Annotated in this window: 19 protein-coding genes; 7 read left to right on the forward strand and 12 right to left on the reverse strand. The window is 46.5% G+C overall.

Translation table 11 applies throughout. The features are described 5' to 3' along the window. Positions 1–373: 373 nt before the first annotated feature. From DWW90_RS10585 to DWW90_RS10600, 4 genes are all read right to left on the reverse strand, one after another. Positions 374–1,285 carry a nucleotidyltransferase gene (locus DWW90_RS10585; RefSeq protein WP_115501328.1) on the reverse strand — a complete coding sequence of 304 codons (912 nt, stop codon included), beginning with the start codon at positions 1,283–1,285 and terminating at the stop codon, positions 374–376. Between the two features lie 84 nt (positions 1,286–1,369). Beyond that, a complete protein-coding gene (locus DWW90_RS10590; protein ID WP_122344939.1) occupies positions 1,370–2,908 on the reverse strand; it encodes an alpha-N-arabinofuranosidase in 1,539 nt (512 codons plus the stop codon). 71 nt (positions 2,909–2,979) lie between these two features. Continuing rightward, a complete protein-coding gene (locus DWW90_RS10595) occupies positions 2,980–4,419 on the reverse strand; it encodes a glycoside hydrolase (protein WP_122344940.1) in 1,440 nt (479 codons plus the stop codon). Between the two features lie 31 nt (positions 4,420–4,450). After that, on the reverse strand, positions 4,451–6,757 hold the full coding sequence (locus DWW90_RS10600; protein WP_233547708.1) for a beta-galactosidase: 2,307 nt from the start codon (positions 6,755–6,757) through the stop codon (positions 4,451–4,453). Between the two features lie 190 nt (positions 6,758–6,947). Here DWW90_RS10600 and DWW90_RS10605 point away from each other — a divergent pair, with 190 nt between their 5' ends. After that, positions 6,948–8,993, forward strand: coding sequence for a M13 family metallopeptidase (locus DWW90_RS10605; protein ID WP_122344942.1), 2,046 nt, complete (start codon positions 6,948–6,950; stop codon positions 8,991–8,993). 62 nt (positions 8,994–9,055) lie between these two features. On the opposite strand, the gene DWW90_RS10610 is transcribed toward DWW90_RS10605, so the two are convergent. Beyond that, complete coding sequence (locus DWW90_RS10610) at positions 9,056–9,469, reverse strand: putative toxin-antitoxin system toxin component, PIN family (RefSeq protein WP_122344943.1); 414 nt, start codon at positions 9,467–9,469, stop codon at positions 9,056–9,058. Next, a complete protein-coding gene (locus tag DWW90_RS10615; RefSeq protein WP_122344944.1) occupies positions 9,466–9,693 on the reverse strand; it encodes a hypothetical protein in 228 nt (75 codons plus the stop codon). The genes DWW90_RS10610 and DWW90_RS10615 overlap by 4 nt, the downstream gene beginning before the upstream one ends. A 133-nt stretch (positions 9,694–9,826) precedes the next feature. On the opposite strand from DWW90_RS10615, the gene DWW90_RS10620 reads away from it, so the two are divergent. Continuing rightward, positions 9,827–10,543 (forward strand): DUF5020 family protein, encoded by a 717-nt coding sequence (locus tag DWW90_RS10620; protein WP_122344945.1) that lies wholly within the window; start codon positions 9,827–9,829, stop codon positions 10,541–10,543. A 4-nt stretch (positions 10,544–10,547) separates the two neighbouring features. Here DWW90_RS10620 and DWW90_RS10625 read toward each other — a convergent pair whose 3' ends face one another. The 6 genes from DWW90_RS10625 to DWW90_RS10650 all read right to left on the reverse strand — a co-directional run bounded on the left by DWW90_RS10625 (position 10,548) and on the right by DWW90_RS10650 (position 13,391). Next, positions 10,548–10,898 carry a DUF86 domain-containing protein gene (locus DWW90_RS10625; protein WP_122344946.1) on the reverse strand — a complete coding sequence of 117 codons (351 nt, stop codon included), beginning with the start codon at positions 10,896–10,898 and terminating at the stop codon, positions 10,548–10,550. After that, positions 10,891–11,187, reverse strand: a complete 297-nt coding sequence (locus DWW90_RS10630) for a nucleotidyltransferase family protein (RefSeq protein WP_122344947.1) — start codon at positions 11,185–11,187, stop codon at positions 10,891–10,893. The genes DWW90_RS10625 and DWW90_RS10630 overlap by 8 nt, the downstream gene beginning before the upstream one ends. A gap of 97 nt (positions 11,188–11,284) precedes the next feature. Then, positions 11,285–12,223 (reverse strand): calcium/sodium antiporter, encoded by a 939-nt coding sequence (locus DWW90_RS10635; RefSeq protein ID WP_122344948.1) that lies wholly within the window; start codon positions 12,221–12,223, stop codon positions 11,285–11,287. Between the two features lie 206 nt (positions 12,224–12,429). Continuing rightward, positions 12,430–12,636: a hypothetical protein gene (locus DWW90_RS10640; RefSeq protein ID WP_115501330.1), complete on the reverse strand. Its 207-nt coding sequence runs from the start codon at positions 12,634–12,636 to the stop codon at positions 12,430–12,432. Between the two features lie 34 nt (positions 12,637–12,670). Continuing rightward, positions 12,671–12,877 carry a hypothetical protein gene (locus DWW90_RS10645; RefSeq protein WP_115501321.1) on the reverse strand — a complete coding sequence of 69 codons (207 nt, stop codon included), beginning with the start codon at positions 12,875–12,877 and terminating at the stop codon, positions 12,671–12,673. A 109-nt stretch (positions 12,878–12,986) separates the two neighbouring features. Then, positions 12,987–13,391: a hypothetical protein gene (locus tag DWW90_RS10650; RefSeq protein WP_122344949.1), complete on the reverse strand. Its 405-nt coding sequence runs from the start codon at positions 13,389–13,391 to the stop codon at positions 12,987–12,989. A gap of 89 nt (positions 13,392–13,480) precedes the next feature. Here DWW90_RS10650 and DWW90_RS10655 point away from each other — a divergent pair, with 89 nt between their 5' ends. The 5 genes from DWW90_RS10655 to DWW90_RS10675 all read left to right on the forward strand — a co-directional run bounded on the left by DWW90_RS10655 (position 13,481) and on the right by DWW90_RS10675 (position 21,858). Next, positions 13,481–14,383 carry a 1,4-dihydroxy-2-naphthoate polyprenyltransferase gene (locus tag DWW90_RS10655; RefSeq protein ID WP_122344999.1) on the forward strand — a complete coding sequence of 301 codons (903 nt, stop codon included), beginning with the start codon at positions 13,481–13,483 and terminating at the stop codon, positions 14,381–14,383. Between the two features lie 790 nt (positions 14,384–15,173). Beyond that, positions 15,174–16,580, forward strand: coding sequence for an amidophosphoribosyltransferase (locus DWW90_RS10660; protein WP_122344950.1), 1,407 nt, complete (start codon positions 15,174–15,176; stop codon positions 16,578–16,580). A 59-nt stretch (positions 16,581–16,639) separates the two neighbouring features. After that, positions 16,640–17,860, forward strand: a complete 1,221-nt coding sequence (gene pepT / locus DWW90_RS10665) for a peptidase T (protein ID WP_115499445.1) — start codon at positions 16,640–16,642, stop codon at positions 17,858–17,860. 16 nt (positions 17,861–17,876) lie between these two features. Beyond that, positions 17,877–18,962 (forward strand): glycine cleavage system aminomethyltransferase GcvT, encoded by a 1,086-nt coding sequence (gcvT, locus tag DWW90_RS10670; RefSeq protein WP_122344951.1) that lies wholly within the window; start codon positions 17,877–17,879, stop codon positions 18,960–18,962. A gap of 193 nt (positions 18,963–19,155) precedes the next feature. Beyond that, positions 19,156–21,858, forward strand: a complete 2,703-nt coding sequence (locus DWW90_RS10675) for an ATP-binding protein (RefSeq protein ID WP_122344952.1) — start codon at positions 19,156–19,158, stop codon at positions 21,856–21,858. Positions 21,859–21,868: the final 10 nt, after the last annotated feature.

A 21,868-nucleotide genomic window follows, 5' to 3' on the forward strand; every position in this document is an offset into this window, starting at 1 on the left:
GTTTATCACTTTGCAGCTGTTTCCGGTTTCCGATAATCAAATTGTACGCTTTTGGGGATGGGCTCGGCACCTCATTTTCTCTGTTGTCATCCGAGTGGGTTAAAACCGTGAAAAGAGTCAATCCAAAATCGATCAAGATTTCGGACGAAATAGAAAAACAGTCGAAACAGGGGGTTAATGTATATTTTTCAATTTACAGAAGGTCCAAAACTAAGAATATCTGAGTCAAAAGAGCAGGCTTTGTAGGAGGATGTATCAAAAGAACATATCTATATCCATCGAAAAGCACTTTATATAAAAAAACACCCCGCAAGTTAAAACCTGAGGGGTGTTATATGTAGCGCTTTGTAGCGCAAATATCGGAATCTGATTCTTAGAACAGCTTATTCGGATATTCTCCGGCATCGACCAATGCCTGGATCTTGTCGACCACTTCCTGGCGGTCTTCCGGATAGGTGACGCCAAACCATTTGCTGGCGGTATCCAATACTTCGACTGTGGCAGTTTTGTCGCTGATCAACTTGTCGACCATCAACGGGATGAAGAACTCGCTCTTCAGGTTCTCCATGTTCTTCGGATCGCTTAGGAATGTCTTGAAAAATTCCTTGCTGTAGGCGAAGTAATCGGGAGTGAAGCCCCAGAAGTTCATGCTGACCGGTGTCGTGTCGGGAGTTGCCGTCCATTCGCCGTTGTCGTCGATGTACTTCACTTCGCCGTCGATGCGCTGGATCTTCGTGCGTTCTACAACCGAAGTCAGCAGGTTGTTTGCATCTGTGCTGCAGATACCGCGTGAAACCGTACCGCTTTCGCTCAACGTGTTCCCTACGCGGAAGCCTACCATCGAATATACATTCTTAGAGCCTTCGGGCAGTGCGGCGAGGAACTTACCCATTGTCTGGAAAGAGTCGCGGCCGTAGAAGTCGTCGCAGTTGATAACGGCAAACGGTTCCTTGATCACGTCGGCACCCATCATGACAGCATGGTTCGTACCCCAGGGTTTCGTCCGTTCTGCCGGGCAGGTAAAGCCTTCGGGCAGGTTGTCCAATGCCTGGAATACCAGTTCGCATGGGATATGGCCTTCATACTTGGATATGATCTTATCGCGAAAGTCTTGCTCGAAATCTTTGCGGATAACGAATACGAGTTTACCGAAACCGGCGTGAATGGCGTCATAAATGGAGTAATCCATGATTGTTTCACCGTTAGGACCCAGTCCGTCCAATTGTTTCAAGCCTCCATAGCGGCTTCCCATTCCGGCAGCCAATAAGAATAATGTAGGTTTCATAATCTTTAAGTTTATATATAGTGTTTTTGTTTTCTCCGGACAAAAGTAGGAATTAATTGACAATTGACAATTGACAATTGAGAATTAATTTACTTCCAGCACGACAATTGATTTGGCAGGCAGGTTGATCTTCAGTTGCCCCTTTTCGATCTTGGCACCGTTGAAGGTTGTCGGCTTAACTGCGTCCGGTTTTTCAAAGGTGTTGTGGTCGTTGATGGAGGCGGAGGTCAGGATGCGTCCGTTGACACGGCTGATCTTCTGTCCCTGCAGGTCGAGCGTGATGTTTTGCGCATTGTCGACATCCACGTTTGCCAACGAGATATGGATCGCCCCGTTCTTGTCTTTGGAGGCGGAGGCGCTTACCATCGGCACTTCGCGGTTATCGCGCACTTTCGCCTTGTCGCAGATCAGGTCCATCGGCAGGAAGGTCGCGTCCTGGTGCACGTTATACATCTGGAAGACGTAGTAGGTCGGCGTGAGCAACATCTTCGGGCCGTTCGTCAGAATCATGGATTGAAGCACGTTGACGATCTGGGCGATGTTGGTCATCTTGACGCGGTCCGTATATTTATGGAACACGTTCAGGGTGAGGGCTGCCACGAAAGCATCGCGCATGGTGTTCTGCTGGTACAGGTGGCCGTTGATCGTTCCCGGCTCTTCGTCCCACCAGGTGCCCCATTCGTCAACCATGAGGGCGATTTTTTTCTGCGGGTCGTACTTGTCCATGATTTGGATATGCTTCTTGACGACATCTTCGATTTCGAGGCATTTGCCCATTGTCCAATAATAGTCGTCCTTGTTGAACTCGGTTGCGGAGCCTTTGCTGCCGTTCCATCCTGTCACCGTGTAATAGTGAAGGGAGATTCCGTCCATGCGTCCGCCCACGTTCTTCATCAACGTCTCGGTCCAGTTATAATCGTAGTCGCTGGCACCGCTGGCAATCTTGAAAAGCCGGTTGCCGTCGTAGTTGCGGCAATAAGTGGAGTAGCGGCGGTAGAGGTCGGAGTAGTATTCGGGGCGCATGCTTCCGCCGCATCCCCAGCTCTCGTTGCCGACACCGATGAACTTCACTTTCCAGGCTTTGTCGCGGCCATTTTGGCGGCGCAGGCGTGCCATCGGGCTGTCGCCTTCCGAAGTCATATATTCCACCCACTTGGCCATCTCTTCAACTGTCCCGCTACCAACATTTGCACTGATATAAGGCTCGCAGCCTAACAGTTCGCAAAGGTTTAGGAACTCGTGCGTGCCGAAGCTGTTGTCTTCGATCGTCCCGCCCCAGTTGTTGTTGACCATCTTCGGGCGGTTCTCTTTCGGTCCGATGCCGTCCATCCAATGGTATTCGTCGGCAAAGCAGCCCCCCGGCCAGCGCAGGTTAGGGATGTGGAGGTCTTTCAAGGCTTGCAACACGTCGTTGCGATAGCCTTGCGTGTTGGGTATGTCAGATTCGGGACCTACCCACAATCCGCCGTAGATACAGGTCCCGAGGTGTTCGGCAAACTGCCCGTAGATGTGTTTGCTGATCTGCTGTGTCCCTTGTTGCGGGTAGATGCGGATGCTCGCGTCTTTCTGCGCAAGCAGAGGCAGCGCGGCGGCTGCCATCAGGCTTACTAATAGTGCTTTCATGTAAATATATGAATTTATAAGTTAATGATTTATCACATAAAATGTCTAACTGAATTGTCAATTCTCAATTGTCAATTGTCAATTGTCAGGACGAATGTCGTTAACGACCTGGCCGGACTTACATACGTCTGCTTTTTCCCTTTGAAAGAGACTGCCGGGAATGGCTGGCAGTCTTCCGTCTCGCTTGTCCGCCAGTTGTTTACAGCCGTGATCTTGCCGGAGAACTTGTTCAGGTCGATATTGAAAGAACGTTCCCGCTCTGTCGTGTTCAAAACAGCTACAACCAACTCTTTGCCCGAAGGGGAGAGGGCAGCTAACGTATGCTCGTTCCCCGATTCGATGAAGGTATAACCCTGTTTGATGAAGCGGGAGATCTGCATACGGACATACAGGTTCTTGACCGGTTTATATTCTTGTGTCTTGAAGTTACCGCGCATGACACACCATTCGCCGTTGTTCTCTTCCATCAACTGCCAGTCCAGCCAGGCTTGCGGGCGCATGATCCGCAGGTCGTCGAACATCTTTTGAGCAAGCAGCAGGTTACTTTCAAAATCCCTGCCTCCGCTGGGGCCGGTTTCCGATTGCCAGAAGGGCTTGCCAGCCTGGCGGACAAGTTCGCGTACGGCTTCCCGTTCCGCGTTTGTGCCGGAATAGGTATGCGTGTTGAGCTGTCCCAACTTATCCCAGATGTCGCCGGCTGCCTGATAGGCTTTCTGTACGGTCAGGAACTGGTCGAGATTGGTCTCGTCGGATGCCGACAGGACAGTGGTGAGGCCGGATGCTTTCAATTTTGGGTATAGCATCCGGATGATCTGTATCTGGGTGGCGGGTTCGAAGTGGCAGCCTTCCTGGCTACCTTCCGCATACCAGTAGTTAGAGTATGACTCGTTGAAAGGCTCCAAGGTCTTGAAGTCGATCTGGTAAGCCGCTTTGTAGTGCTTGCAGACATCCAGCAGGTAGTCGCAGAACATCTCGTAATACTCTGGCTTCAGGTTATCCTTCAACGGGTCTACGTTCCCCGCCGCACAACCGCTGTAGGTCATCCAGTAGGGGGCGGAGTTTGAGAATGCTTCGAAGATGGCATCCGGACGCTTCTCTTTGATCTTGAGGAGAATCGTTCGTTGTCCTTTGTCCGCATTCCAGTTATAGGGAGCTGTGGGAGAGTCCTTGAACCCCTCCATTTCAGCCCGTTTCCCTTTCCCTTTTACCATGTGGCCGTCTGCGTGTGCAGGATCGTCGCCGCCTCCGATGTTATAGCGGAAGATATTCATGTTCAGTTTGTCGGGAGAGGTGATCAGGTCGACGATTTCGTCTACCTTTTTCTCATCCCAGTTGCCCACCTGGGCAGCCCACCAGCAAAGGGAGCTGCCCCAGCCTTCGAGCTGCTGGTGGCGTTGGGACGGATCGATCACGGCCACTTCGCTATCCGTGCTTTCCGGTTGGGCTGCATGAGAAAGGCTCCAACCGGCGGATAGGAAAGCTGCGCAGATGATAGCTGTTTTCAATTTCATAATGTATGTTGTTTACGGCATAAATGATTGGTCAGAATTTGAACGGGCTCATCTTGGCATACGCTTTGTATTCCTTGATCATGCCCGGATATCCTTCTTCTGCACGGGGCAAATACCGGAAACCGGTGATAACGACATCTTCGCGGAGGTCGAGTACGAACTGGTGCGGGTATTTATCTCTGTAAGCCGTGCTCCAATAGGTCGATTCCTGCAAGTCGAAGATTTTATCGGCGGTGAAATTGCCTCCTCGTGTCTCTTCGCTGTCGGCATAGGCGATCTGCCAATGCTGGCGGGAAAGCGGTTTGCCGTTTTCGCCCAACAGGTAGAACTCGGCGATGGCAGCATTGTCTTTGCCATTCTGTGCATTCAAACCTTCGAGGCAGAAGAAACGGGCTTTGACCGGAGCGTCGAATTTAACTTCCTGCCATCCGTTTCCGGCTTGCAGGGTGCCTGCGGCTACCGGCTTCTCGTTTTTGAGGTCGAGGTTCTCGCCCTCTTTGCGGTGCGTCATCGGCGTTTCTGCACGGAGCATATCCAGGATCGGTTTGTTAAGACCGGTGATTGTTGCTTTCTTCGGGCCTAAAAGGTCGAGCACGATGATCTCGTTTTCGCCTTCCTTCAGCCAGCAGCCCGGCATGAAGAGCGTCTGCTGCGGTCCGATTTCCCAGAAACGGCCCATGGCTTTTCCGTTCACCCAGACCATGCCTTTTCCCCATGTCTGCATATCGAGGAAGACGTCGCCTACCTTATCCAGATTGAATGTGGCACGATAATAAGCCGGTCCGTCCACTTTCTTTCCCGGAGCATATTTCTTGTCTTGTACAAACGAGTAGTCTACCGGTAGGTTATATACCTGCCAGTTTTTCAACTCCTGTGTCGAGCCTTCGTTGAGCAGTTCCACTTTTTCGGTGATACCTTTACGGTCGTGGATTGCGATGTCGAAGTTGACGCGTCCCATCGCTTCCACCAGGATGTCCAGCTGGGTTCCGGCAGCTAACGCGGGCAGTTTGAGGGAGTTTTCGCCGCGGCGGCGGTCCAGGCGTCCTAACAGTTTACCGTTGGCATAGACCTGTGCCCAGTCGTGCACTTCTGTGATTAGCAGAGTCGTGCCTGATGTCACGGCAGGCAGGGTGGTCCGGTACAGGATCGTGCCCCAACCCTGGTCGAACTGTTCCATCGGTTTGATCTCTTCGGATGTTTTCGGTTCGGGCAGGTTATCGAATAAGGGGGCTGTTTCGCTCATCTCAAATTCGGGTATTTCGATGAGGGGTTGTGCAGCCGGCACTTCGGATTGCGTTTCTCCTTCGTCCATATAATTGGCAAGCAGTTCGCGCAGTTTGAAATATTTCGGAGTCGTCCATCCGGCTTCACTGATCGGTGCGTCGTAATCGTAAGAACTGCACATGGCCGAGTAGGCCGGGCTGTTGGCGCCACCCCAATGGCCGAAAGTCGTACCTCCGTGTGTCATGTAAAGGGAGAACGATATGTTGCGGTCGAGCATATCCTTGATTCCGGCAACCATCGTTTCGGCGTCACGCGTCTCATGCTTGCGTCCCCAATGGTCGAACCAGCCGCTCCAGAACTCGCTGCACATCAACGGAGTGTTCGGGCGAACCTCTTTCAGCTTCTTGAATTGTTCGTCTATATTGGCTCCCGTACCGAAATTGATCGTCCAGACCAGGTCGTCGAGCGCATTGTTCTGGAAGTTGGAACTCCAGTCGCACTGGAAGAGGGGTACATCCGTAAATCCGGCGCCTTTTACAATGTCGCGGATATTGGCGATATATTCCTTATCCGTTGCATACGAGCCATATTCGTTCTCCACCTGTACCATTATAATATTACCGCCCTTTGTGATTTGCAGGTCGGCAAGCTGTTTGCCGATTTCGTTCATGAAGAGCTTCGTACGTTCCAGGAAGTACGGGTCGTTGGTACGCAGTTTGATATCTTCTTTCTTCAGCAGCCACCAGGGCAGTCCTCCCATTTCCCATTCTGAGCAAACGTAAGGGCCGGGGCGTAACATGATATACATATTATGCTTTTGCGCCAGACGGCAGAAGGCGGCAATGTCGTTTTGTCCGCTGAAGTCGAACTCGCCGGGCTTTTGTTCATGTATATTCCAGAATGCATAGATACAGATCGTATTCATGCCGAGTGCTTTGCAGAGTTGAATACGGTGCTCCCAGTATTCGGCCGGAATACGGGTGTAATGGATTTCCGCAGCCTTGATCACAAAAGGTTTTCCGTCTAATAGGAATGTTTTGTTACCGATGGCGAAAGAATGTTCTCCCGCCGGCTTCCGGTTACAACTCGAAAAAGCGATTAGCAACAGGACCATCAAGCAGATGGCAGTGTTTTGTAGATACTTCATGATATAAATTAAGTTTATAAATATTTTCCGGGGATAAAAGTACATAAAATACACTTATCTGCAAGTGGATTTATGGTTCATAATAGGAAAAAATAGTTCTATTTAGCTCAATTTGTGTACCTTTGCGGCATTGATAAATGTATAAACGTTGAACAAAATGAAAAAGTTAATGGCGATACCTCTTGTTGCAGCCGGAATGGTTGCAATGGTAGGATGCAGCAAAACTCCTGTGAAGGAGGCTGCTAAAAATGACGCAATCAATCTGGCAAACCTGGATACGGCCGTAGCTCCGGGTACCGATTTTTACCAGTATGCCTGTGGCGGCTGGATGAAGAACAATCCGCTGAAACCGGAATATGCACGCTTTGGTACTTTCGACCAGTTGCGTGATAACAATCAGGAACAGATCCGTACCCTTATCGAGGGATTGAGTGCCGAGCCGCAGCCGGAAGGTAGCGTAGGGCAGAAGATCGGTATGCTGTTTGCGATGGGGATGGACAGTGTGAAGTTGAACGAAGACGGGTATGCGCCGATCAAGGAACAACTTGCCGAAATCAACCGGTTGGGCACAAAAGACGAGATGACAAAAATGGTTGCCACTCTCCATAAAGAAGGAATGGCTCCTTTCTTCGCCCTGTTTGTGGATGCCGATGAAAAGAACAGTTCCATGAATATCGTACAGCTGTACCAGGCCGGCTTGGGTATGGGCGATCGCGATTACTACCTGTTGGAAGACGAAAGCAGCCAGAAGATGCGCGAGGCTTACAAAGAATATATCACCCGTTTGTTTACTCTGACCGGCAGTTCTCCCGAACAGGCCGATGCCGCAGTCAATGCCATCATGAAGATCGAAAAAGGCATTGCCGAAATCTCCTTCAGCCGTGAAGACCTGCGTGATTCCCAGAAAAACTACAATAAAATATCCATAGAAGATTTCAAAGCGAAGAATGATCCGCTGAACTGGGATGTCTATTTTGAAAGCATGGGTCTGATGGAGATCAAATATCTGGATGCAAAACAGTTGCCTTTCTACGAAGGCCTGGCAGCCCTGATGAAGAATACGACGTTGGACGAGCAGAAGTATTATCTGACATTCAACCTGCTTAGCTCTGCCGCTCCCTACCTGAGCGATGCTTTTGTGGCAACCGATTTCGATTTCTACGGAAAGACGATGTCCGGACGCCAGGAACAGCAGCCGCGCTGGAAACGTGCCCTGTCTACTGTCAACGGCGCTTTGTCGGAAGCTGTCGGCCAGATGTATGTCGCTAAATATTTCCCGGCTTCTTCAAAGGAAAAGATGTTGAAAATGGTGGGCGATCTGCAGAAAGCCTTAGGTGATCGGATTGCCGGACTGGAATGGATGAGCGATGCGACGAAGGCAAAGGCGCAGGAGAAATTGGCTGCCTTTATCGTCAAGATCGGTTATCCGGACAAATGGCGTGATTACAGCAATTTAGAAATCAAAAACGATTCTTACTGGGCGAATGTACGTCGCTCTAACATCTTCGAATACAATTATATGTTGGCAGATGTAGACAAGCCCGTCGATAGAGCCCGTTGGGGGATGAGCCCGCAGACCGTAAATGCTTATTATAACCCGACGACAAACGAAATCTGTTTCCCGGCAGCCATCCTGCAACCTCCTTTCTTCAATCCGGAAGCTGACGATGCCGTGAATTACGGTGCGATCGGTGTCGTAATCGGTCACGAGATGACGCACGGGTTTGACGACCAGGGACGTAACTACGATAAAGACGGCAACCTGAGTGACTGGTGGACAGCCGAGGATGCAGCTCTCTTTACACAACGTGCCGATCGCCTGGCCCAGCAATATAGCGATATTATTGTGGTGGACAGTGTCCATGCCAACGGCCGTTACACATTGGGCGAGAACATTGCCGACCAGGGTGGCTTGATGGTTTCCCACCTGGCTTATCTCAATTCTTTGAAAGGAAAAGAAACGCCGGCGCCGATCGACGGTTTCACCAATGAACAGCGTTTCTATCTGGGATACGCCAACCTTTGGGCACAAAACATACGTCCCGAAGAAATCCTGCGCCTGACCAAGATCGATCCGCACTCATTAGGCAAATGGCGCGTCAATGCCGCCCTCCGCAACATCGATGCATTCTACACCGCGTTCGATATCAAGGAAGGCGATCCGATGTATATGTTGCCGGCTGACCGGGTGGTTATTTGGTAAATGAGGAGAATTATAATGATTGAAAAGAATATAAGAGCGTGTATTTGGCACGCTCTTATTTTTTACTCGTTTTTAAGTAAAGCAATAAAGGTATCAATATCAATAAGCTCAACCTTTGGGAAATCGATCGTTTTAAGGACCTCAAAGTGATGATCTTCACTCACTATGTAAGAAGCATTAGCAACAATGGCACAATCAACGAACTTGTTATCATCTATGTCAGATTTGATTAAGTTAAAATGGAAGTGTGCATCCAGTTTGAGCGTGTTCGTACGAGTTATTATTGCCTTAATAATGTTTTGGGCGATCTCGTTTCCCATTTTCATAGAAATAATCTCTTCATATTCTTCCAATATATCATTGGTATAGCATAAAATGTATTTTCCTGTAAAGAAATCACTCCATATAGAGTAATAACAACCTTTTCGGGATAAAGACATCAAGAGGCAGTTTGTATCTAATACAATTCTTTTCATTGTTTTGATTTATAGGGAGTACGCATATGTTCCTTTTTCCAGCCTTCTATGGTGGAGTCATTGATTTGCCCACTATCCCATAGCTTATCAATCGCTTTTTCTGCTTTTTGGGCAAAATAGTTAGACAACATATCTCTAATCTCATTGAGCGTATCTTCACTTTCTACGTATGACATCAGATCTAATATTTGCAATTGGGCGGCATTAAAAACAGTTCTTTCCATATTCTTCACTTTAATATATCCGTTACAAATATAGTTGATAAAAAGGAGATATCCTTATCTCCATAGCATAAATAGAATATGATTATTTCATATCTTTGCACCTCTCTTTAACATTTTAACAATTCAAGATAAGATGAAAAAGCTCTTTATGCTGGCAGCTTTGTTGGCGGTTGTTATCTGTGGGAAGGCGCAGAACGTACAGTTACATTATGATTTCGGCGGTGCGCTTTATGATAAGGACTTGCACGGGCGCCCGGTTCTGACCTCTACGGTCGAGATGTTCAAGGCGGATAAGTGGGGTAGCACCTATTTCTTTATCGATATGGATTATACCAGCAAAGGCGTTGCCGCCGGATATTGGGAGATTTCCCGCGAACTGCGTTTCTGGCAACCGCCATTCTCCATACATGTCGAGTATAATGGTGGAGCTTCCAACAGTTTTTCTTATAATAATGCCTATCTGGGTGGTCCTACTTATACATGGAACAATAAATCGTTTACGAAAGGCTTCACCCTTACCGCCATGTATAAATATATCCAGAAACACAGACAGCCCAATAATTTCCAGTTGACAGGGACTTGGTATATCCATTTTGCCAAGAACGGCTTGTGTACCTTTATCGGCTTTGCAGACTTTTGGCGCGAACAGACATTTTATGAAGACGGCAGTCACCGGAACTTCATCTTCCTTTCGGAACCCCAGTTTTGGGTGAACCTGAACAAGCTGAAACGTGTTGACGATAAGTTTAAACTAAGCGTCGGAAGTGAGGTCGAGCTGAGTCAGAACTTCGGTGCCCGTAAAGGATTCTATGCAATTCCGACATTGGCCGTTAAATGGACGTTCGATTGATCATCTACTTGGATTGCTCTTTTTCTATGATAGCTTCAATTTGAGGAATTAGAACAGGTATGATATTCTTTGCAACATCCCAGACAATCAGATAATTTACACCCATATAATCATGGATCAGTTTATCCCGCATGCCAGCCATGTGTTTCCAAGATATATCTTGCCACTCATATTTAATGTCAACAGGTATCTTTTTGGTCGCTTCACCTATAATTTCCAGACTGCGGGCAACTGCTCTTTTTAATGTTTCATCAGAAAGAAACTCATACATTGGTAAATTATTCGTTACAACAGAAGATACATAGTGACATTCCTGTAAAATGTGTTGTAAATAAGCTATATGGCTCTTAGACATATTCCACTTCATTTAAAATTTGCTTGCCAATAAAAGGGCTGAGCCCCTTCAATGTGACTATATCCAATTTGTGTTTTTGGAATAGCTCTTCCAAAGTCTCGCATACAGACAGAAAGTTCTGATATGTCTCTTTCCCTTCCTGAAAATCTATTAGAATGTCAATATCGCTATTTTTCCTGTTCTCTTCCCTGATAACGGAGCCGAAGAGCCCTATTTTGCTTACTCCATATTGGGAAGATAGCCTTTCTTTTAAGAAAGATAACTTATTTAATACTGTTTTTTTGTTCATGATAAATAACAATTAGTATACAAAGAAAACAATAAATCTCTATCTCTACAATAGAACAGATTATTTACTTGAAACTATACTGGAGAAATCTATGTCTTTATATCGCATCCCGGAACAGCCAGAACACATAGATGATATAAACGATAACCAAAACCAATCCTTCTGTCCTTGTAATTTTCTGCCCGCTTTTTACCAGAGGCAACAAGAGTAAAGAAATCGCCAACATGACAAGAAGGTCGATGTAGTTCACATTCTTTGCTACGATAGGCTGTACCAGTGAGCAAGAGCCGGCTATCGCCAGAATGTTGAACAGGTTTGAACCGACAATATTGCCGATCGCAATGTCTGTTTTACCTTTGGAGGCGGCTACAATGGTTGTTGCCAGTTCCGGCATGCTTGTCCCGGCTGCAATGATTGTAAGCCCGATAACAGCCTCGCTCAGACCGACTTCTCTGGCGATGGAGACGGCGTTTTCGACTAACAGGTGGGAGGCAAAGATCAGAACAACTAAGCCGCCTACAATTTCGAGTGTGTCGAACGCCCAGTGCCTGGGTTGCTCTTCCAGTTCCAGGTTGGGCTCTTCACCATGTTTGCGGGAATAGTAGAGGCTGAATATGGTGTAGAGAATAATGCCGGCCAGGAAGAAACTGCCTTCCATCCTGCCCAATTCCCCATTCCAGAAAAAGATTGTCAGTAGTATCGTTGCAATCAGCATAACCGGTATATCGATGCGGAGCAATTGTTTTTTGGCTTGAAGCGGATAGATGGTTGCTGAAATACCTAATATGATTCCGATATTGAAGATGTTGGAACCGAGAATGTTTCCAATCGCTATTTCTCCCTCGCCTTTAAGTGCTGCATTCAGGCTTACTACCAGTTCCGGTGCACTTGTTCCGAATGCGACAATTGTCAGGCCGATCACCAATGGTGAAATTTTGGCTTTGAGAGCTAAATCGGAACTCCCCTGAACCAGCCAGCCGGCTCCGATATAAAGAGCAACCAGCGAAAGAATCAATAACGTCAGACTTGTTATCATGGCCCCTTCTTCCTTATTTGTTTGTTAATCAATAAAAATGTCTTGCTTCCTGCTGCCCGGCAAAGAACCTTTGCCGTGACCAAGTTAACAGCAAGTTGTTTTTATAGGCAGAAAAACGTACCTCGGAAAACCTCGGGATCACCCCGAAGTAAGCAGCAGGAAGCATTATAGACATTCAGTTAGGGTTGTTAGGAATTCGTATATAATTAATATTCGTATTCTCCATGAGAACTACTGGCTTCCTGACGCATACCAATGATACGCAAAACAATCATCGCTATACTCAGCAGGGCAAGACCACCCATCGTTATCTCTTTAATTAACATATTTGAGAAGTCAGTTGTTCCGACCAATACCAAAATAATGAATGACAACATCATGATTGCATCCACTAAGTCTTTATTTATTTTCATTTCTATGTCTTTTTGAGGTTGTATAATCCGGTTTTTATTTCTCATCGACAGCCGTTTCTTCCGTGGTGGAAGGCGTACTGAGCCCCTTCATGATACCATACAGGCCTGTGCCAAGAGCTCCCATTACGACTACAAGTTTTAAATAGTCGTTCGGGATGATGGAACTGCAAGCGAGTACACAACCGATAATAGTAATGATAATATAAATATAGATGCTGGATTTATTCTTTTTTGTAGACATAATAATTTGATTTTTAAGTGAATAATAATTTGTTTGCATTCCGGAGAATGCAATAGATAAGCGGTATGGAACAAGTATTCCATACAAAAGACGAATTATTCACTTGGAATCAAATAATGATTTTCCGCAGGCCATACACATGATAGCCCATACGGCAAAGGAGAGTCGAAAAGTTAATGGTTTGACATATTGTTACCTCTTCAGATACTTTCCGCAAAAGATTGATTTCTTTCAGACGGAAGTACTGGATTGTTTTTTCTTCAATCTTCAGTAATCGTATGTTTATCGTGTTGCTGACAGTCTGGACTGTTCTGCGTGGCGTCAGGCAGTTGCTGTCTTTCAGGTCGCAGGTCAATATTTCCAGATTATGTTGCATATCGGCAGCGCCCTTTTCCATCATAATGGCCTCTTTCTGTGCCGACAAGTCGGACGCAGTGCAACTTTTCTGTTCCTCTTCAGGAACAAAAAGCAACATGCCGAACAGCAAGGTTAATATGAATAGAAAATTCTTCATGCTGCAAAGATATATGAATTCTTGTGTAAAAAGCAAATCTATGCACTTTTTGTTTTTATTTTTGCATACGAATTATGCAGAAGAAAGAAATGGAACATAAAAAATCTATAGTCGGAGCTTGGGTGGAAGCGGCCCGTCCCAAGACGTTGCCGGCTTCGGTGAGTCCGGTTTTGCTGGGAAGTGCGTTGGCTTATTATGACGGGGCGTTTGATGTTTTGCCGGCAATCCTTTGTTTGTTGGTGGCGCTTTTTGCCCAGATCGCCAGTAACTTTGCGAATGACTATTTTGATTTTAAAAAGGGTGCCGACAGGGAAGACCGTCTGGGGCCCGAACGGGCAGTTGCCCAGGGATGGATCAGTCCGAAAGCGATGTTGGCGGGTACGTTTGTTATGTTAGGATTGGCTTGCCTGTTTGGTCTGATGCTGATTTTCTTTGCCGACTGGCGGTTGTTGTTGGTGGGAGTGGCGATTGCCGTCTGTGTGCTGGCCTATTCTGCCGGGCCGTTTCCGCTGGCCTATAACGGGTTGGGAGATGTTTGCGTGCTCTTGTTCTACGGGATTATCCCGGTTTGTTTCACCTATTACATACAGACGCTGAGTTTCTCATTACTGTCTTTTTTGCTTTCTGTCGCTCTGGGACTTTTGTCAGTCAATATTTTGGTCGTCAATAACTACAGAGATTATGAGCAAGACAAGGCGGCTCGAAAGCGTACTACAATCGTGCTGTTCGGCCGTCGTTTTGGGCGGGTGTTCTATATAATGAATGAATGTGTGGCGTTTATCCTTATCCTTCCGCTTTTGTTGGATGCTCCTTGGTGGGCTTTGTTTCTATTCGGGATACTGTTCGCCCTCTGCTTCTATACGACCCGCGAGCTGTTTATATTGGAAGGAAAAGCCTTGAACCGTACATTGGGACATACTGCGCGGAATGTATTCTTTTTCGCTCTGATTCTTTCCGTATTATTTGTGTCTATCGGAAGTGGTGTGTATTGATTTATGTATCAAGTTTTGGGTCTCCTGCAAATAAAGAAATAGACAATAACCCCCTGTTTCGACTGTTTTTCTATTTCGTCCGAAATCTTGATCGATTTTGGATTGACTCTTTTTGCGGTTTAAACTCCCCTTTCTGACAATAGGAAAAGCGAGGTGCGCAGTCCGTTTCGAAAAACGTGCAATTTGATTGTCGGAAGGCGGAAATGCCGACAAAGTGATAAAGCTTAACTCCCGGAGAATCGAATATTTGAAAATAAAACGGACGGCGTCCCAAATATCCCAAGGAAATTCAGGTGCTTTTTTGCCCTTACAACGGTCCTTTTTTCAATTACGACCGTCCAAATCGCCATTATGACCGTGCTAATCTTCGCGAGGTGCCGAGTACACTACACATTAGCACGGTCACAATGGCAAAGAGGACGGTCGTAATTGTTGAAAACGCTCAAAAAAGAGGAAAAAGTCCCTTTTTGACGGTCGAAAAGTGGGTTAACGTTTATTTGCTTTTAGCTCTCTTTTGAGGCTTGAAAATGCGTTTTATACAATAAGCCCCCCGGAATAGTTGAAAGTTATGAGTTGAAAGTTGAAAATTAGGGGAAGCGTATTTATATAGAAAAGCGGAATTATTCGTTTCGATCTTTTATTGTGTTTGCATCTATTTTGTGGTTAAGATAGTAAGGAATAAGCGAAGTTTCCCCTGTAAAAAATGCAAACGTGTGGGCGTAACTTCTGAAATTTCTAAATAATCTTGTACCTTTGTAACCTAATTCAAAAATCAAAAACACTATTTACAATGGGTGGTTTTTTCGGAACTATTTCTAAGTCGGCTTGCGCTGTTGATTTATTCTATGGCACCGACTACAATTCTCATCTGGGGACTCGCCGAGGCGGTCTGGCTACATACGATAAAGAAGCCGGCTTTACCCGTTCCATTCACAATCTGGAAAGTTCTTATTTTCGTACCAAGTTTGAACCTGCTCTTCCCAAGTTTGTAGGAAATGCAGGAATCGGTATTATCAGTGATACGGATGCGCAGCCGATTGTGATCAATTCGCATCTTGGAAAGTTCGCGATCGTGACGGTAGCGAAGATCAACAACATTGATGAACTGGAACAGGATTTGCTGAAGGCGAACATGCACTTTTCTGAGTTGAGTTCGGGCAAAACAAACCAGACCGAACTGGTTGCCCTGCTGATTACACAGGGAAAAGATTTTGTCGAAGGAATCGAGAATGTCTATAACCGGATCAAAGGTTCTTGCTCTATGCTGCTGCTGACGGAAGACGGAATCATTGTTGCCCGGGACAAATGGGGACGTACTCCTATTATTATAGGTAAGAAAGAAGGCGCTTTTGCCGCCACCAGCGAATCGAGCAGTTTGCCCAATCTGGATTATGAAATCGAGCGGTTCGTCGGTCCGGGCGAAATCATTCGTTTGCGTGCCGACAGCATCGAGCAGATGCGTAAGCCTAACGAACAGATGCAGGTTTGCTCGTTCCTTTGGGTTTATTATGGTTTCCCGGTTTCCTGCTATGAAGGCAAGAATGTCGAGGAGGTCCGTTTCCAAAGCGGTTATAAGATGGGAAAGAAAGACGAATACGATGTGGATTGCGTTTGCGGTATTCCGGATTCGGGCGTCGGTATGGCGTTGGGATATGCCGAAGGAAAAGGCGCTCCTTACCACCGTGCGATCACAAAATATACACCGACCTGGCCGCGCAGTTTTACTCCGGCCAATCAGGAGATGCGTTCACTGGTTGCCAAGATGAAACTGATCCCGAACCGTGCCATGCTGGAAGGCAAGCGGATTTTGTTTTGCGACGACTCTATTGTCCGTGGCACGCAGCTTCGCGATAACGTGAAGATCCTTTATGATTATGGGGCAAAGGAAGTACACATGCGTATCGCTTGTCCGCCGCTGATCTACGGTTGTCCGTTTATCGGGTTCACTTCTTCGAAGAGCGACCTCGAACTGATTTCCCGTCGTATCATCCAGGAACTGGAAGGTGATGAAAATAAGAATCTGGACAAATATGCGACAACCGGTTCACCCGAATACCAGAGGATGGTGGATATCATTGCCGAGCGTTTCGGTTTGAGCTCATTAAAGTTCAACACGCTGGAAACATTGGTGGAAGCAATCGGATTGCCGAAATGTAAAGTTTGTACACACTGTTTTGACGGAAGTAGTTGCTTCTAAATTTTGTTGTTCGTGACACTTTGATTACTTTTAGGGCTTGTAACATTAATAATAAGCTTATGACTGTAACAGATAGATTTTTGAAGTATGTGACGTTCGACACGCAGTCGAGCGAAACGACGGGGACGACGCCCAGTACGCCGGGACAGCTCGTGTTTGCAGAAGCACTGGTTAAGGAACTGAAAGAGATCGGGTTGGAGGATATAACCCTCGATGATAAGAGTTACCTGATGGCAACTTTGCCTGCCAATACGGCGAAGGCGATTCCGACGATCGGTTTCATTGCCCATCTGGACACAAGTCCCGATATGTCGGGAAAAGACGTGCAACCCCGTATCGTGACTTATAAGGGTGGCGATATCGTGTTGTGTGCGGAAGAGAACATCGTGCTTTCTCCGTTGATGTTTCCCGAACTGAATGATTATAAGGAACAGGATATCATTGTGACGAACGGCAAGACGCTGTTGGGGGCTGATGATAAAGGCGGTGTGGCCGCTATTATCTCGGCTATGAAATATCTGAAGGATCATCCGGAGATCGAACACGGCAAGATCCGTATCGGTTTTACGCCGGATGAAGAGATCGGTGCCGGTGCTGACCATTTCGATGTGGAGAAATTCGGTTGCGAATGGGCCTATACGATTGACGGCGGACAGATTGGCGAGCTGGAATATGAGAACTTCAACGCTGCCGGTGCGAAAGTCCTTTTCAAAGGGTTGAACGTGCATCCGGGTTATGCAAAAGACAAGATGCTCAACGCTTCCCTGCTGGCTGTGGAATTTGCTTCCTGGCTACCGGCCGCACAGCGTCCGGAACATACGGACGGCTATGACGGTTTCTTCCATCTGACAGCTATGGGCGGGACGGTTGAAGAGGCTTCCCTCTCTTACATTATTCGCGATCATGTGCGGACAGCCTTCGAACAGAAGAAAGAATTGCTGCAAGAGCTGGTGAAACGGATGAACGAAATGCATCCGGGCAGTACGACCTTGGAGTTGCGCGACCAGTATTACAATATGCGTGAAGTCGTTGAGCCGAAGAAATATATCATAGACCTGGCATTCGACGCGATGACGGCTGCCGGTGTGACGCCTCTGGTCAAACCGATTCGCGGCGGAACGGACGGTGCACGCCTTTCCTTTATGGGCCTGCCTTGTCCGAACCTTTTTGCCGGAGGATTGAACTTCCACGGCCGTTATGAATTTCTTCCGGTCAAGTCGCTGGAAAAAAGTATGGAAACAATTATCAAAATAGCTGAGCTGCTGGCTCAAAAATCTTAAACAAATTTATAATAACATGAAAACAACTCCCTTTACCGATGTGCACATTGCACAAGGTGCCAAAATGCATGAGTTTGCCGGTTTCAACATGCCGATTGAATATACCGGTATTATTGATGAACACATGACCGTTGTGAACGGCGTAGGTGTGTTCGATGTTTCACATATGGGCGAGTTCTGGGTAAAAGGCCCGAACGCATTGGCTTTCATCCAGAGTATCACGTCGAACGACGCTTCTGTCCTGCCGATTGGCAAGGCTCAATATACTTGTTTCCCGAATGATAAAGGCGGTATCGTGGACGACCTGTTAGTGTATCACTATGAGCCGGAGAAATATCTGTTGGTAGTCAATGCCGGTAATATCGCGAAGGACTGGGATTGGTGTGTAAGCCATAATACGGTTGGAGCCGAATTGGAAAATTCCTCTGATCGGACGGCGCAGTTGGCTATCCAGGGACCGAAAGCCGTTGAAGTGCTGCAACGCCTGACTCCGGTCGATCTGTCTTCCATCCCTTATTATTCATTTGTAACAGGTGAGTTTGCCGGTTGCAAGAATGTGATTATCTCCAATACGGGTTATACCGGAGCCGGTGGTTTCGAACTGTATTTCTATCCGGATGATGCAATGACGATCTGGAATGCAATCTTTGAAGTCGGAAAACCGGAAGGCATCAAACCGATCGGTTTGGGCGCGCGTGATACGTTGCGCCTGGAAATGGGCTTCTGCCTGTATGGCAATGACCTGGACGACACGACTTCTCCGATTGAAGCCGGCCTGGGTTGGATCACTAAGTTTGCAGAAGGAAAGAACTTTACGAACCGTGCCGAGTTGGAACGCCAGAAGAAGGAAGGCGTGACACGCAAACTGTGTGCGTTCGAACTGGTTGACAAAGGTATTCCCCGTCATGAATATGAAATCGTCGACGAAGAAGATAATGTGATCGGTGTGGTAACATCCGGTACGATGTCTCCCGTATTGAAGAAAGGTATCGGCATGGGCTATGTGAAACCCGAATATGCAAAAGCCGGAACGGAAATCTTCATCAAGGTCCGCAACCGCAACCTGAAAGCACAGGTGGTAAGACCTCCGTTCAGAAAATAAGTATTCAATAGTCCACAATCGGGTGGGCATGACATTGGTTATAGAATGACCATAGATTGATTATCATAATATGGATAATTAATTCTGTGGTCATTTTCTTTTGCTATATCTTTTTTTCTTACCTTTGGGCATTTTTAAAAGAGTATCTTTGATTTTCAACAGGTTTTGGAGTATGGGCTAAAATAGTACAAATATGAAACGCTGGTATCATTTAAAGGGCCTTTTTTTGTTGGTGGTTTTTCTGATAATAACCACCTTGCCATCCTATGCTTCTCCGGATGGGGGCGAAAACAGTTATGTGCTAATCATAAACTCTTATACGGAATCTAATCCTTGGAGCCGTATTTTTACGGCGCCGGTCTATGAGCAAATGACAACAGATGATGAAAGTTGGACTGCCTATACGGAAAATATGGACCTGATGCTGATAAAGACGGATGCTGATGTCGAGAATTTCTCAACTTATTTATCCCGGAAATATACGGGAACGCCTCCTTCTTTAGTGATTTTACTGGGAAATAGCGCTTATATGTTGTTGCGGGACGAGTTGAAACGCCGTTGGGGTAAAGATATTCCGCTTTTAGTTTGTGCGGAGAAGGATTTTATTGCTCCCTATGAATATTACTTGTCTAAGGAGGCTTGTCCGGAAGAACTGCAAATCAACCTTTCAGAGATGGTCGAAACCTTCCATAACCTGACTATACTGTATGTCCCGGAATATATATCCGAAACGGTCAATCTGATAAAGAATTTGAAACCCGATATGAAACGGCTTATCTTTCTGGCGGATAAGCGTTATATCAGTGCACAGAATAAGCGTTTTATCCAAGATGTCATGGAGAATGATTTCCCGGATATTGAACTGCAACTGATAACAGCCGGAGATACGAGTACGGATGAACTTATCTCTCTATTGAGCCGTGTGGATAAACGGACTTGTGTTTTGTATTATTCATGGATTCTTTTAAATCAGCAGGGGAATCGGGATATCCTTAGTTCCGACACTTACCGGATGCTGAGTTCTTATACGGACGCTCCTATCTTCACCCTGAACGACATGGGAATAGTGGAAAACGGGATGGTCGGGGGATTTTTTTATCCGGAATCCAATATCTCTACTACGCTTACCGGAATTGTCAGTGATATATTGAAAGGGAAAAAGCTGCATGCCGTTATTACTCCCGGTCAGCCGCGTTCGGTGTTGAACTACCAGGTTTTGATGCAAAAGAATATTCCGCTTTTTGATCTGCCTTCCGATGCTATCTTTTATATGAAACCTCCATCATTTTGGCAGCAATATCATAACCATGTTTATGCAGGCAGTGGAGTCCTTTTCGTCTTTATCTTATTCCTGTGCCTGCGGATTAAATCATTGAACAAGCTACGGATATTCCACACCAGGGAAATTGCGTTTATGAGGAATTACAGGCAGCTGATCAACTGTATGCCTATTTCCTATATGAAGCAGCAGATCTTATATGAGGGAGGCAATGCCGTCGATTATTTGATAGTCGATGTCAATCCTGAATTTGAAAAGTTATTCGATAGAAAAACTCATTTCCTGAATAAGAAAGGTTCGGAGCTGTCCCATTCCCGTTTGGTGCAATATATGCAGGCCTGTTCGCTTATATTGGCACAAAACAAGCAACTCAGTGTCCAATATTACTATGAGCCGGCCGAGCATTATCTGAATGTCCTGATCATCCCGTCCAGTACGCCGTGTTGTGTCGACCTGTTCATGTCGGATGTAACGGAAGTGGTTAAAGCGCAACAGGTATTACGTTCTCTGAACAAAAAGCTCTCCATGTCGTTGGATGTGGTAAACATTGTTCCCTGGAAATGGGATTTGGTCCAGCAGACCATCCTTTGTGAAATGAACCCTTCCGGGAACACCGGTTTTTCCGGGTTGTTTGATGAAAGTAAACTGATAGCACCGGCCTCTGAATATTTTGCAAAGATTTACGAGGACGACAGGGGTAAGATAGAAGAGGCTTGCAAGGCTTTGCTACTTGGCCATGTCGATAAGATAAAGGAGGAGTATCGTATTCTTCCGGAGGGGGAAGACGAACTGGTATGGGTGGAAACATATGCGACTGTTGAGAAAAGGGGTGAAGACGGAAAACCGACATCACTGATTGGTTCCGTAATCGACATTACAGACCGGAAAAAAGTGGAAGAGGAACTGCTGAACGCCAAGAATAAGGCCGAGGAGTCCAATAGGCTGAAGTCTGCTTTCCTGGCCAATATGAGCCACGAGATCCGTACGCCTTTGAATGCAATTGTTGGTTTCTCCAATATTCTTGCCATGACGGACGATGCGGAGGAGAAAGAAGAATATGTTCATATCATCGAAAACAATAATGTCTTGCTGTTGCAGCTTATCAATGATATCCTGGATTTGTCGAAGATAGAGGCGGGGACATTGGATTTCATCTATTCGGATGTCGATATAAACACCATGCTACATGAATTGGAAGTATCCATGCAGAGCCGTATAACGAATCATGTCAAGCTGATATTCGAACGGAAGCAGGAGGATTGTTTCGTCTCGATAGCCAAAAGCCGGTTTATGCAAGTTCTTATAAATCTTATAACCAACGCTATCAAGTTTACGGAAGAAGGCAGCATACGCTTTGGCTTCTCGATACAAGACGGGGAGATGCTGCGTGTTTATGTGGCGGATACCGGTTGTGGTATTCCGCCGGAGAAGCAGAACAGCGTATTCGAACGTTTTGTCAAACTGAATGCTTTTGCCCAGGGCACCGGCCTGGGGCTTTCTATTTGCCGGATGATCATTGAATATCTTGGCGGTGAGATATGGGTGGAGTCGGAAGTCGGAAAGGGGACGACGTTCGGGTTTACTTTCCCTTATAAACCCGCAACGGTACGGGAATAGCTTATTTGGC

The sequence above is a fragment of the Parabacteroides sp. AF17-28 genome, from assembly GCF_003479205.1.
Classification (GTDB): domain Bacteria; phylum Bacteroidota; class Bacteroidia; order Bacteroidales; family Tannerellaceae; genus Parabacteroides; species Parabacteroides acidifaciens.